The sequence below is a fragment of the Corynebacterium striatum genome (assembly GCF_016728105.1).
Lineage (GTDB): Bacteria > Actinomycetota > Actinomycetes > Mycobacteriales > Mycobacteriaceae > Corynebacterium > Corynebacterium striatum.
In genome coordinates this window covers 14103-26509 of the sequence record NZ_CP068158.1, presented here as the reverse complement: position 1 = coordinate 26509, position 12407 = coordinate 14103, and the positions used below count along the sequence as shown (strand labels likewise).

The 12407-nt window shown below is 58.9% G+C and carries 11 protein-coding genes and 3 pseudogenes; 8 read left to right on the top strand and 6 right to left on the bottom strand.

Going from position 1 to position 12407, the window contains the following annotated elements; translation table 11 throughout:
- Positions 1-99 precede the first annotated feature (99 nt).
- Positions 100-1278: an IS256-like element ISCre1 family transposase gene (locus tag I6I72_RS00135; protein WP_013887464.1), complete on the top strand. Its 1179-nt coding sequence runs from the start codon at positions 100-102 to the stop codon at positions 1276-1278.
- Between the two features lie 61 nt (positions 1279-1339).
- Complete coding sequence (gene aac(3)-XI, locus I6I72_RS00130; protein ID WP_046095284.1) at positions 1340-1786, top strand: aminoglycoside N-acetyltransferase AAC(3)-XI; 447 nt, start codon at positions 1340-1342, stop codon at positions 1784-1786.
- On the opposite strand, the gene I6I72_RS00125 is transcribed toward aac(3)-XI, so the two are convergent.
- Positions 1783-2541, bottom strand: a complete 759-nt coding sequence (locus I6I72_RS00125; protein ID WP_236592646.1) for a sensor histidine kinase — start codon at positions 2539-2541, stop codon at positions 1783-1785. The two genes, aac(3)-XI and I6I72_RS00125, sit on opposite strands and share 4 nt — an antisense overlap.
- 269 nt (positions 2542-2810) lie before the next feature.
- Positions 2811-3485 carry a response regulator transcription factor gene (locus tag I6I72_RS00120; protein WP_049147420.1) on the bottom strand — a complete coding sequence of 225 codons (675 nt, stop codon included), beginning with the start codon at positions 3483-3485 and terminating at the stop codon, positions 2811-2813.
- A 77-nt stretch (positions 3486-3562) separates the two neighbouring features.
- Here I6I72_RS00120 and I6I72_RS00115 point away from each other — a divergent pair, with 77 nt between their 5' ends.
- Both I6I72_RS00115 and I6I72_RS00110 read left to right on the top strand, forming a co-directional pair.
- Positions 3563-4402, top strand: coding sequence for a hypothetical protein (locus tag I6I72_RS00115; protein WP_049147422.1), 840 nt, complete (start codon positions 3563-3565; stop codon positions 4400-4402).
- The gene (locus I6I72_RS00110; RefSeq protein ID WP_049147424.1) at positions 4383-5234 is read left to right on the top strand and encodes a trypsin-like serine protease; all 852 of its coding nucleotides are present in this window, start codon (positions 4383-4385) and stop codon (positions 5232-5234) included. Before I6I72_RS00115 ends, I6I72_RS00110 begins: the two co-directional genes overlap by 20 nt.
- A gap of 162 nt (positions 5235-5396) precedes the next feature.
- Here the strand turns inward: I6I72_RS00110 and I6I72_RS00105 are convergent.
- Positions 5397-6467: pseudogene (locus tag I6I72_RS00105) on the bottom strand (IS110 family RNA-guided transposase); the annotation flags it as partial.
- 161 nt (positions 6468-6628) lie between these two features.
- Between I6I72_RS00105 and I6I72_RS00100 the strand changes: the two are divergent.
- The 4 genes from I6I72_RS00100 (at position 6629) to I6I72_RS00085 (ending at position 9444) form a co-directional block, all read left to right on the top strand.
- Positions 6629-7807: an IS256-like element ISCre1 family transposase gene (locus tag I6I72_RS00100; protein ID WP_013887464.1), complete on the top strand. Its 1179-nt coding sequence runs from the start codon at positions 6629-6631 to the stop codon at positions 7805-7807.
- Between the two features lie 359 nt (positions 7808-8166).
- Positions 8167-8793 carry a ParA family protein gene (locus tag I6I72_RS00095; RefSeq protein ID WP_011116990.1) on the top strand — a complete coding sequence of 209 codons (627 nt, stop codon included), beginning with the start codon at positions 8167-8169 and terminating at the stop codon, positions 8791-8793.
- 23 nt (positions 8794-8816) lie between these two features.
- On the top strand, positions 8817-9245 hold the full coding sequence (locus I6I72_RS00090; RefSeq protein ID WP_201807208.1) for a hypothetical protein: 429 nt from the start codon (positions 8817-8819) through the stop codon (positions 9243-9245).
- 25 nt (positions 9246-9270) lie between these two features.
- Positions 9271-9444: a hypothetical protein gene (locus I6I72_RS00085; RefSeq protein ID WP_157801681.1), complete on the top strand. Its 174-nt coding sequence runs from the start codon at positions 9271-9273 to the stop codon at positions 9442-9444.
- A gap of 11 nt (positions 9445-9455) precedes the next feature.
- Here I6I72_RS00085 and I6I72_RS00080 read toward each other — a convergent pair.
- The 3 genes and pseudogenes from I6I72_RS00080 to I6I72_RS00070 form a co-directional block, all read right to left on the bottom strand.
- A pseudogene (locus tag I6I72_RS00080) lies at positions 9456-10682 on the bottom strand (IS3 family transposase).
- Positions 10683-10696: 14 nt separating this feature from the next.
- Positions 10697-11104 carry a Mu transposase domain-containing protein gene (locus I6I72_RS00075; RefSeq protein WP_236592645.1) on the bottom strand — a complete coding sequence of 136 codons (408 nt, stop codon included), beginning with the start codon at positions 11102-11104 and terminating at the stop codon, positions 10697-10699.
- A 68-nt stretch (positions 11105-11172) separates the two neighbouring features.
- A pseudogene (locus I6I72_RS00070) lies at positions 11173-12330 on the bottom strand (IS3 family transposase).
- Between the last annotated feature and the right edge of the window lie 77 nt (positions 12331-12407).

Sequence of the window (12407 nt, the reverse complement as noted above, 5' to 3'; positions counted from 1 at the left end):
CGGAAAATATATGCTCCAAAAGCATATATTGGCCCTCTCTTGCGAAAATCCCCGGTGTGGCTGCCATGGTGTGCTACGGAGCGGTGGTTCGGTTGCCCAATGCCAAAGAACCGACCACGCTGCCATTGTGGCGGCGATATGAAACGAAACGGCACCACCAGCAACGGGACGACCCGGTGGCGGTGCAAAATCTGCGGTGCTTCACTGACCAAGCAGCGCAGCGATATCACCAACGCAGCCCTATTTCGTGCGTTCATCCAGCACCTGACCGCCGGGACCAGTCTTGCGGCGATCGCCGGCAACATGAGCTGCTCGACACGTACGCTGCAGCGCAAATTCGATGCCTTTTGGCTGGTTGACGTGCCTGACCCGACCATCGGCCATACAGGCAGGGTCTACGACCAGATCTTCATCGACGGCACCTACACCGCAGGTGGCTGTCTGATCGTGGCGGCAACGCTCGACCACGTCATCGCCTGGCACTGGTGCAAACAAGAAACCACACACGACTACAAGCGCCTGCTCGAGCGCATCGAAGCACCGTTGATCGCTGTGATCGACGGTGGCCGAGGAGCCACAAGCGCAATTAAAACGTGCTGGCCAAACACCAAAATCCAACGCTGCCTCGTGCACGCCCAACGCAGAGTACGCCGCTACACCACCTCACGACCACGCACTGATGCTGGCCGCACCATCTACCGACTCGCGCTGAAACTCACCCGCATCACCACCCTGGACGAGGCTGCACAATGGGGTGCACAACTGCAAGAGTTTCACACGCTCTACAAGGATTGGCTCAACGAAAAGACACAGGTCAAAGACCCGAAAACAGCAAAAGACACACTCGTGTGGACCCATGTCAACGTGCGCAAGGCCTACAACAGTCTCAACCACCTGTGGCGCAATGACCTGCTGTTTGTCTACCTCAAGCCCCCGAAAGGTGTGCTCGAGCCGCACCGGATCAAATCCACCACCAACAGTCTTGAAGGCGGCATCAACGCCCAGCTGAAGCTCCTTGCAAGAACTCATCGCGGCAGACGCGGTGAGCACCAACGCAAAATGCTGGATTGGTGGCTGTATCTGAAAACGGAACTGCCTGGCGATCCAATAGAAATCGCCAGACAGTCCAACTGGGGCCAGAACCAACTCGCCAAAGTTACAACCCTGACCCGAAACGAGAACCAAGCCGACTATGAAACAGGACAACCAGCCCTCTACGACAACGGTATCGATACCGAGTACACACACTCAATCGGCATCCAAAAAGGCCACATCTAACCCCGCGACACGCCGATAGCAGACACACATTTTGTCGCTTAACCCGTTAAGGTGTGCGCATATGACTACAACCAACGAGATCAGGGTCGCGGAGGTAGCGGACGCGGGGGTCGTCGCAAAGCTATTGCGCGATTTCAACACAGAGTTTGATACCCCGGTTCCCGAAGGCCTTGAGGAGCGGTTTGCGCAGATCATCGCACACGACGACGCCTTCGTTCTCCTCGCCGGCGATATTGGTTTCGCCTACGTCACCCTGCGCCCGAGCCCGTATTACGACGGGCCGGTGGCGATGCTCGACGAGCTCTACGTCGCACCTGCCCACCGCAATCGCGGGGTCGGCACGGCGCTGCTGCAGCGGGTCTTCGAGGAGATCCGCAAGCACAGCGCCGGCGAATTACAAATCAACGTCGACGAGGTAGACACCGATGCGCGCCGCTTTTACGAACGCCACGGCCTGACCAACATCGAGCAAGGCTCCCGCATGCTGCTCTACATCCGGGAGCTTTAGGCCGGAAGCGATAGCTTTGCGACGAGCCCACCACCGGCCCGCGGCGCAAGCACCAGGGATCCGCCATGGGCGTTCGCGATCGCATCGACGAGTGCCAGCCCGAGCCCGTGGCCGGCACCTGCGGTGCGTTCGGCGCGCGCGAATGGTTCGGTCCAGGTTGCAACCTCGGCCGCGGAGTAGGTCTCGCCGCCGGATTCCACGGTGACCTCAGCGAAGTTGCCCACCTTGCGCAGGGTGAGCGCGGGGTTGTTGCCGTGGGTGAGTGCGTTGCGCACCAGGTTGTCCACCGCCTGGCGGGTCAGGGTGGGGGAGGCGTCCACGGTCACGGGCACGGCGTCGGCGGGGACGTTGCGGTCGGCGCACACCTCGCGGCACAGTTCTGCCAGGTCGAGGCGCTGCCGGTCGCGCACGTCCACGTTGGCCAGCTGGAGTAGGGCGGCGACGGTGTCGGCGCTGCGGGCGTTGACCTCGCGCACGCGGGTTAGCGTGGGACGCAGCCCGCCGTCGTCGCCGGTCAGGGCCACGTCTGCCATGGTCTGGATGGTTGCGATCGGAGTCTTCAACTCATGGGAGGCGTTGGAGGCGAACCGGCGCTGGCGCTCCACTGCGCCCGCCAATTCGTCGAGCATGACGTTGAGCGCGTCTGCGAGTTCGCCGACCTCGTCGTCGGGACCATGGTGGGTGATGCGGGCTGAGAGGTCGCCGCGGGTGACGGAGGCGGCGTCGTCGGCAATGTCGCGAAGAGGTTTGATCACCAGGCCTGCCACGAACCAGCCGATCACACCCGCAAGCAGGGTCAACAGGGCAAGTACCGACAGGGAGGCGAGGAGGACGCGGCGCAGGATCTCGCTGGTGATCGGCACGGCACCGTCGATGATGACACCGTCCTCCACCGTGGGGAAGGTGGCCGTTACCGGCACCGGGGTGAGCTTCAGGTAGGCATACACCAGCCCGATCAGAGCCAACCCCATCCCAAGCACCGTGGCCACGAACATCACCGTAATGCGGGCCCGCAAACTCAGCCTCATCGTTCCTCCTCCGCCACGTAGTAGCCGGCGCCGGCCACGGTGTGCACGATGCGCGGTTCGCCTAGCTTCTTGCGCAGGTGCGACACCGTCACGCGCGGGGAGTTGGTGAACGGGTCCGCGTTTTCGTCCCACGCCTCCGCGAGCAGGTCCTCGGCAGAGATCACCCCGCCGTCGGCCTCCATGAGTACCTCGAGCACAGCGAACTCCTTCGGGCTCAGTGGCACCGTCTCGCCACCACGGGTGACCTCGCGCCGAAAGGTGTCTAGGCGCACATCCCCGCAGCGATACACCTCGCCGCGCGCCGGGGCGTTGCGCTTCGCCAACGCATTAACCCGCGCGATTAACTCCGGCACCTCGAACGGTTTGGGCAGATAATCGTCGGCGCCGAGCCCGAAGCCTTCCAGCCTGTCGTCCAGGGAGCCGGACGCGGTCAGCATGATCACCCGGGTCGCGGGATGCGTATCGACGACCCACCTGCACACCTCATCACCATGCAACCCCGGCAGGTCCCGGTCGAGCACGACGACGTCGGGGCGGGTGTCGTCGATACGCGAACGCGCCTCCAAGCCGTCATACACGGCACTAGCCTGCATGTTTGCGTTGTTGAGTGCGGTGGCGATGGCGTCGGCGAGATAGGCTTCGTCGTCGATCACAAGTACCCGAATTGTCATGAGCCCGATCGTATCGGCGGGGGTGTTGCGCCCACGTTAACGTCACCGCAACATCTGGCTGCGTAACTTCCACAGCCATGCAGACCCGAAACGTAGGAATCGACGCCGCCCGCGCGGTGGCACTCGTCGCCATGATGGTCGCGCACCTCACCGTCCAAGAGGGCATCACTGCACAGGTGCTGTTCGGCTTCCCGGCCGCACTGTTCGCCTTCATCGCCGGTGTCTCAATGGGGTACATGCGCGCCCAGCCCGCCGAGTTCATCGTGCGCGGCATCCTTCTGATCGCCCTGCACTTCGCGCTCGCCCCATTTTCGGGGTCGATCGTGGTGGTGCTCGGCACCATCGGGGTCTGCATGGCGCTGCTCGCCTGGGCGCCACGCTGGGACACACCACTGTTGCTGTGGCTCGCGTGCGCCCTCACTTTTGGCTCGGCGGTGCTCGCGCCGTCGTCCTGGCCGTACCCGCCCATGATGTGGGCCACGCTCATGATCGCCGGCATCCTGTTCAAACGCTACATGCCGTTGTGGCCCGGCCTCGTGGTCGGCGGGGCGCTGTTCGCCCTGGATGTGGCGCTGCGCTGGACCACACCGTTGCCACCGCTTCTCGACGCCACCGGCCACACCGGAGGACTCATGGACGTTGTGGGCAGCGTGGGGGCGTCGATAAGCATCTGCGCCCTGTGCTGCCTGGCGCAACGCTGGCTCGGATGGCTCGCCCCGCTGGGCCGGATGCCGCTGACTCTGTACTGCATCCACGTGCTCACCGCCGAGTGGCTCAACGTTTGGGTGACCGTGGGCGGCGCCATCGTGATCGCTTACGTATGGCTCGCGATATTTCAGCGCGGGCCGCTTGAAACTGTAATTCGCCGCATCACCGCGGTAGTGAAGGAGAACAATCGTGAAAAAGCTCGCAGCTAGCCTCGCCGTCGCAGGCGCCCTCGTCGCCCAGCCCGCATGGGCGATGGAAAGCACCACCTTCGCCGGCGACGTCGACGAAGCCAAGCCCGTGGTCTCCGTGCGTGTCGACGACTCCGATCCCGACGACGGCGTCTGCACCGGCACCGCCATCGACCCCCACTGGGTCATCACCGCCCGCCACTGCGTCGAGGCCGCCGCCAAGCCGGGCGGCTCGGTGCGCACCGGCCAGGGAGACGACCAGCGCGTCTACAAGGTGGACCGCCACGAGGTTGCCCCGCGCGGCGACATCGCCCTGCTCCACACCGAAGAGGAAATGCAGCTAGATACGTTCGCCGAGGTTGCAGACGAGGTCCCCGCCGGCGCTGTGAACATCTACGGCTGGTCCTCCGACGGCTCGGGAGGCTCCACCGAGCTGCCCTCCGCCGAGGCCGAGGTCCGCGGCGATTCCCCGCTCGCCCTTTTCGACGCCCCAACCGCCCTCGAGGTCGCCCTCAAGAACGGCGCCCGTATCCAGCCGGGCGACTCCGGCGGCGCTATCTTCGCCGACGGCAAGGTCGCCGGCATCATGTCGGCTGGACTCTTCGAGGACCCGGACAACCCGACGGAGGAGGAAATGACCTCTAATGCCGCCGTCGCGGTGGCGCCGGTTGCCGAGCAGGCCGAGTGGATCCGAGGCGTCGTCGGTGGTGAGGGTGCGGATTCTTCCGCGGACGCTTCTCCGGAAGCTGAGGCTGAGCCATCGGCTTCCTGGCGCAACGTCGCGATCGGCCTGGGCGTTTTGGCCCTCGTCGTTGCTGGGTTCCTGGTGCTGCTGCGCCGCCGCTCCAACTAGGCTTTGTGTTGAGGGGGTGTTCCTATATAGGTTGTCAACTCCGTGGGTGAGGTTGTTGGGGGTATGAAGGGCTTCTGCTTCGCCGTGTGAATGTTGTTTTCGGGCATCTCGAGGAGCCGATTGGGCTTGCTGCTCAATCGGCTTGGATGGGAGCTGTTGGTTCTAAGCTGCTGTGACCTCTTGGACTGTGGAGATGTCTCGGTAGAGCTCGCCGCTACGCATCATGGCGAAGAGAACGTTTAGGCGTCGGCGTGCGAGTGCGACAACTGCGGCGTTGTGTCTTTTGCCTTCTTTGCGTTTTCGTTCATAGAATTGTCGGGAACGCTCGTGGAATCTGATCGATGCAAAAGACGATTGCCATAGGGCGTTCTTTAATTTTTTGTTGCCAGCCCGGTTGGGCGAATTCGACATGATGGACGTTCCCGACTGATTCGTCCGCGGTGATAGGCCTGCATAGGACGCTAGGTGCGCTGCATCGGGGAAGTCGGACATATCGCCAACGGTCATGAGGATCTGCGCGGCGCTACGCGGACCGATGCCGGGCATGGATAAAAGAATCTCGGTGTGAGGAATGTCCTGGATGAGCTTGAGTACCTGTGCCTCGATTTCTTTACGATGCTCGAGTTTGGCCAATGCATCTTTGGCGGACATTGCTACGCCAAGTTCGGCGTATTCTGCCCCGGCAATGGACACGGTCTGCCCGTGGATGGCAGCAAGCATGGCATCGATGACAGGCTCAGGATTGCGCGCCCTGTGACTGCGCGCAAAGGCTGCCAGACGTGCTCTACCGACGCGTCGAATCTTGGTGGGGCCACCGTATTTCGCAAGTAGGTGGAGGATCCACTTGCGATGAATCACCTGTCCGCGCAGAACATGTTCGAATGCAGGATAGGTTCCCACGAGCGCGGATCGCATCTGGTTAATCAGGCGTGTGTAGGCCCGGGCGAGATCTTCGTCAATACCGTTGAGCACTTTCAGCTGGATAAAGACTTCCTCAACGCGGTCGACGCTGCGCAAGGCATCCGGAAGTTTAAGACCGGCATGGGCGATGACGTAGGCGTCGCGCACATCGGTCTTGGAGTTGCCGACGTGGATGCGAGAGAGCTGCCGCATCGCAAGCCCCGGTAGATAGCGAACGTCGGCCCCCATGTCTTGGGCGACTGCGACGGTTAACCGGCCGATGTTGTTGGGTTGATCGACAATGACAAGAACCGAAGCGTCATCGGCGAGAAAGGGTTAAGCGACAAAATGTGTGTCCGGAATCGTTGATTTTCATGCTCTGAACTCCGCGTTTGCGGAAAATATATGCTCCAAAAGCATATATTGGCCCTCTCTTGCGAAAATCCCCGGTGTGGCTGCCATGGTGTGCTACGGAGCGGTGGTTCGGTTGCCCAATGCCAAAGAACCGACCACGCTGCCATTGTGGCGGCGATATGAAACGAAACGGCACCACCAGCAACGGGACGACCCGGTGGCGGTGCAAAATCTGCGGTGCTTCACTGACCAAGCAGCGCAGCGATATCACCAACGCAGCCCTATTTCGTGCGTTCATCCAGCACCTGACCGCCGGGACCAGTCTTGCGGCGATCGCCGGCAACATGAGCTGCTCGACACGTACGCTGCAGCGCAAATTCGATGCCTTTTGGCTGGTTGACGTGCCTGACCCGACCATCGGCCATACAGGCAGGGTCTACGACCAGATCTTCATCGACGGCACCTACACCGCAGGTGGCTGTCTGATCGTGGCGGCAACGCTCGACCACGTCATCGCCTGGCACTGGTGCAAACAAGAAACCACACACGACTACAAGCGCCTGCTCGAGCGCATCGAAGCACCGTTGATCGCTGTGATCGACGGTGGCCGAGGAGCCACAAGCGCAATTAAAACGTGCTGGCCAAACACCAAAATCCAACGCTGCCTCGTGCACGCCCAACGCAGAGTACGCCGCTACACCACCTCACGACCACGCACTGATGCTGGCCGCACCATCTACCGACTCGCGCTGAAACTCACCCGCATCACCACCCTGGACGAGGCTGCACAATGGGGTGCACAACTGCAAGAGTTTCACACGCTCTACAAGGATTGGCTCAACGAAAAGACACAGGTCAAAGACCCGAAAACAGCAAAAGACACACTCGTGTGGACCCATGTCAACGTGCGCAAGGCCTACAACAGTCTCAACCACCTGTGGCGCAATGACCTGCTGTTTGTCTACCTCAAGCCCCCGAAAGGTGTGCTCGAGCCGCACCGGATCAAATCCACCACCAACAGTCTTGAAGGCGGCATCAACGCCCAGCTGAAGCTCCTTGCAAGAACTCATCGCGGCAGACGCGGTGAGCACCAACGCAAAATGCTGGATTGGTGGCTGTATCTGAAAACGGAACTGCCTGGCGATCCAATAGAAATCGCCAGACAGTCCAACTGGGGCCAGAACCAACTCGCCAAAGTTACAACCCTGACCCGAAACGAGAACCAAGCCGACTATGAAACAGGACAACCAGCCCTCTACGACAACGGTATCGATACCGAGTACACACACTCAATCGGCATCCAAAAAGGCCACATCTAACCCCGCGACACGCCGATAGCAGACACACATTTTGTCGCTTAACCCCCACGCGTGCAATCTTGCTTTGGATATAAAAAAGCTCCCAGGCATCCCCGGGAGCTTGTCTCGGGCATCCCCGAGACGTCGGAATAACCGAAAGGAATCAGTTAAACACTCGACACGATTGATCGTAGAAAACGTAGCCGAAAAAAGCAACAAACTCCCACGTGAGACGTAAAATCAAAGCTCCCAATTAAACATATGCCAAGACATATGTTTAAGCATATGGCTTAACATATGGCAGAACATATGCTAATATGAAACCCACAGCTCAAAGGACACTTTGAGAACACAACACTCGACACCTAAAAGGAGCAGCCATGCCCGTAATTTCCTGCCTCAACGCCAAAGGCGGAACCGGAAAAACCACCAGCGCAATCAACCTCGCCGCCGTCGCCGCCTACCGTGGATACACCGTCCACGTCCTCGACGCCGACGCCGAACAAGGCACCGCCTCCGAATGGATCGAATACGCCAACGACGCCTTCGAAGAAAACCCCAACGCCCCCCACGTTGACGTCGAAGTCGAAGCCGTCAACCGAGGAATCCTCGCGCGCAAGGTAAAAAAATACAGCGACGACCTTGTCATCATCGACGGCCCACCCAGCAATCACAGCATGTCTGAACTCATCATCGAAAACTCAGACTTCGTCGTCATTCCCACCACCGGCACCCACACGGATATGGCACAAACCTGGAAAATCATCGACGTCATTCCAGAAGGCAAACACTACGCCGTACTGCCCACCATCTGGGACAAGCGCAAAAGCACTGCCGACCGCGCCCGGAAAGTCCTTGAAGACGAAGGAATCCCAGTCATTTGGCCCGGCGTAGAATCCCGCGCCTACTTCGACCGCCAATTCGGACACTGGCCCCGCAACAGCGCCAAAGAACTACACGGCTATCCCGCAATCTTTGACAAAATCATCGCCCAAATCACCAACTAACCACACCTTAAAAAGGAGCAACCATGAACGACACCCCAGGACTGGCACGCCCGAAAAAGAAGCAAACCGACGCCCAAGGAAAACCCACCCTCACCAAAGACACCGGACTTAATACCACCAAGGTCACAAAGGCCACCAAGAAAGAAAAGCCCCACCGCACCACCGTCAACCTGCCCTACTCCATCTACAAAGAACTACGCAGAAACTGGGCAGAAACCAGCACCCCTATCTACCGCCAACTTCTAGAAGCCTGGGAACTAATCACCGACCACGGCGCGGACTACCAGCCCGCAGACGCGACCTACAACACCGACGAGCTCACCCGCACCACCACCGTCTACATCCCCAAAGACACCCTGAAGGCCATGCAAAAAATCCGCAGCAAGCATGGAGCCTCCATCGCCGACCAGCTCATCTCCTCCTGGGCTCAACAAACCGGCTGGAGAGGATAACCACCCGCGAGACCAAGGAGCCACCATGTCCCACGAGACTCCCCACATCGCCGACCGCGCAGACAACGACCCGCGCGAAGACCCCGAAGCGCTACTTATCGCCGCCCTGCTCTGGAACCGCGACACCACCCAAGCGGTAAACCTGACACAAACACTCACCCCCGCCGACTTCTACTCCACTGAAGCGTCCTGGGTTTAGTTCCGCTTCTTTTACGGCCCTGCGTTGATGGGCTGGGTGAGATAGTACTCGGTTTCTACTTCCTGTGGGGTAGCGTAGTCCAAAGCTTCATGAAGCCGCTTGGTGTTCCACCAATGCACCCACCGCAAGGTGGCCAATTCGACTTCTCCGACCGACGTCCACGGGCCCCGGGCATGAATTAGTTCAGCCTTGTAGAGACCATTGACTGTTTCGGCTAGAGCATTGTCATAAGAATCGCCGGCTGTTCCCACACTCGGACGGATTCCGGATTCCGCTAGCGCAGTGGAATACTTCAGTGACACATACTGGCTGCCCCGATCACTATGGTGAATTAACTGGTTTCCATGAATTCGCCCTGCAGTCGTTAACGCATGCTCCAAAGCTTCCATGGGCAGCGCATCGGTACGCATCGTCGAGCGTGTAGCAACACCAACAATTTTTCGGCTGAAGACATCCACGACAAACGCGGTATAGGCGAATCCTGACAGGGTACGAACGTAGGTAATGTCGGCAACCCACAACCTGCCTGGCGCTTGGGCACGAAAGTCTCGTTGTACAAGATCCGGGCGATGATCCGGTGCCTTCGGGCTAATCGTTGTCACAGGGGTTCGCCCACGTCGGCGGCCGGAAACACCTGCTAGCTTCATTAGTCGTGCAGTCTTGTCGCGGCCGATATGAAAGCCTTCACGGTTCATCGCGTGCCACATTTTGCGGATGCCGTAGACCGAGAAATTCTCCGCATGCACACGCTGTATTTCTGGGATGAGCAGGTTATCGCTTAAGGCTCTTGCGCTGGGAACACGAGTGGTCGCCTTGCGGTAGCCGCGTGAAGTAATGAATCCACGATCTGCTTGTTTAAGGACTCGGCAGATGGCCTCGACCCCAAACTGATCTTTATACGTGTCGATGTAGGAGATCATTTGGTCGTGGGTCGGCCTGGTTCCGCTGCGAAAAAAGCCGAAGCTGTCTTAAGAATCCCGTTTGCTCGTTTCAGTTCGCGGTTTTCGCGGCGCAGACGCCCCAAGCTCTTCTTCCATTGTCTCGCCGCCTGAAGCGTCAGAATTATCGCGTACTGAAGCGCTGTCACGGTACCAAGCCCGCAACGTGTGGTGAGATACTCCAAGGAGCTCGCCGACCTCCGTGTAGGCGCGTTGGAGTGAGCAAGACTCCAGGCGGACCATTTCGATGATCTGATGGACCGCCTTCTCCTTGAACTCGACGGAATACTTTCTAGGCATAGTTCAATCCTTCCTTAGCTGAGGTAGGAACTAAACCCAGGACGCTTCAGCTTCTTGTCTAAGACCTGCTGGCATGCCGGTTCCAGGGTGGCTTTGTTGTGCTTTTTGCCCAGGTTGGCCAGCACGTTGCGTGCCTGAATGAGTCCGCGGGGGATGGCGGCACTATTGCGGTCGAGGATCATCGCTATGACTGCGTGCGTTGCTGCCCCAAACGACGAGGCCCAGGCCAAAAGCTCATCACGGGTAAGCGCCTTGTGGCCTTCATCATCGCCACGCGGTCCATGCTGAGGGTTGGTGGAATACCGGTATTTGAATCCGTGAAGGCGCGTGTGTTCAGCAACAAGCTGCTCCCCGTTGAAGATGCTTACTAGTTGCGGGGTGAGCCTGACTGTTACCGATTCTCCCACCAGCTGAAATGGCACTGAATAGTACTGGTAGTCACAGGTGATGTGGGGCCCGACCCCCGGAAAGTGGACACGTCGGGGGTTAGCTATGCTGCTTTGGTCAGTGTAGCTGATGTGAGTGCTTCGAAGGTATCGGGGGCTACAAGGTTGCACCAGGAGTGTCGCCTGCGTGTGTTGTAGCGCATGCACCACCGGAAGACTTCCTGGCGGCAGGCGATCGGATTGTCAAAGACTTTTCTATCACGCAAGACTTCCCGCTTGAGCGTGGCGTTAAAAGATTCTGCTAGGGCGTTATCCGCACTCGTTCCTACCGCTCCCATGGACTGGCGCACACCCAACGACGAGCAATAGCTTCTAAAGGTTTGTGAGGTGTACACACTTCCATGATCAGAATGGAAAATAGCCCCGTCAAGGCTTCCGCGGACTGTGCTGGCATGGGACAAAGCCTCGATGACCAGTGAGACACGCATGTGGTCTGCGAGCGCATAACCTGCAAGTTTCCGCGAGTAAGTGTCAATGACTGTGGCCAGGTACATGTTCTTGCCGCCCTTACACGGCAGGTATGTGATGTCGCCGACATAAACACGGTTCGGCTCGTTGGCTGTGAATTTACGGCCTACTAAATCTGGCATGACACGGTGACCAGGCTTGCGCCTGGTAGTGACACATCGACGTTGTTTAGTAAAGCCTTTTAGCCCCATGGATTTCATGATGCGTGCGACCTTCTTGTGATTGATCGGAGGAAAGTCCTTATCGTCGTTGAGGCTTGCAGCGATGCGTTTAGCACCATAAAGCCCGTGCTCATCATCAAAGATGGCCTTGATTCTTGCACCAATAAGAGCATCCGAACACGTCTTTAACCTGCGTTCTTGGCGGGTGTTGAGCCATTTGTAGAACGAGGAACGATTAAGCTTTAACACATCGCACATCCGCTTAACCGAGTACTCGGTTCGGTAGTCATAGACAAACTGGAAGCGGATCACCAGCGTGTCTCTTTAAGCAAAATATTTCGCGGCCTTGCGCAGGATATCGCGTTCTTCGCGCAGCTTCGAGACTTCTTTTTCCAGCTGGCGGATCCGTTCGGAATCATTCGCCGCTTGGGCTTTATCATGCACAGCTTTAATGCGCGCACGCTTTCCAGTGCCGTACTTCTTGACCCAAGAATGAAGCGAGGCACGGTTGATACCGAGCTCTGTTGATGCTGCGTTCAGCGAGAGGTCCTCATTGTTTTCATAGAGGGCCACAGCATCACGTTTGAACTGTTCGGACTACCTAGACATGGTGGTAGATTACCTTTCTTCCCAACCCAACCGGGCTGGAT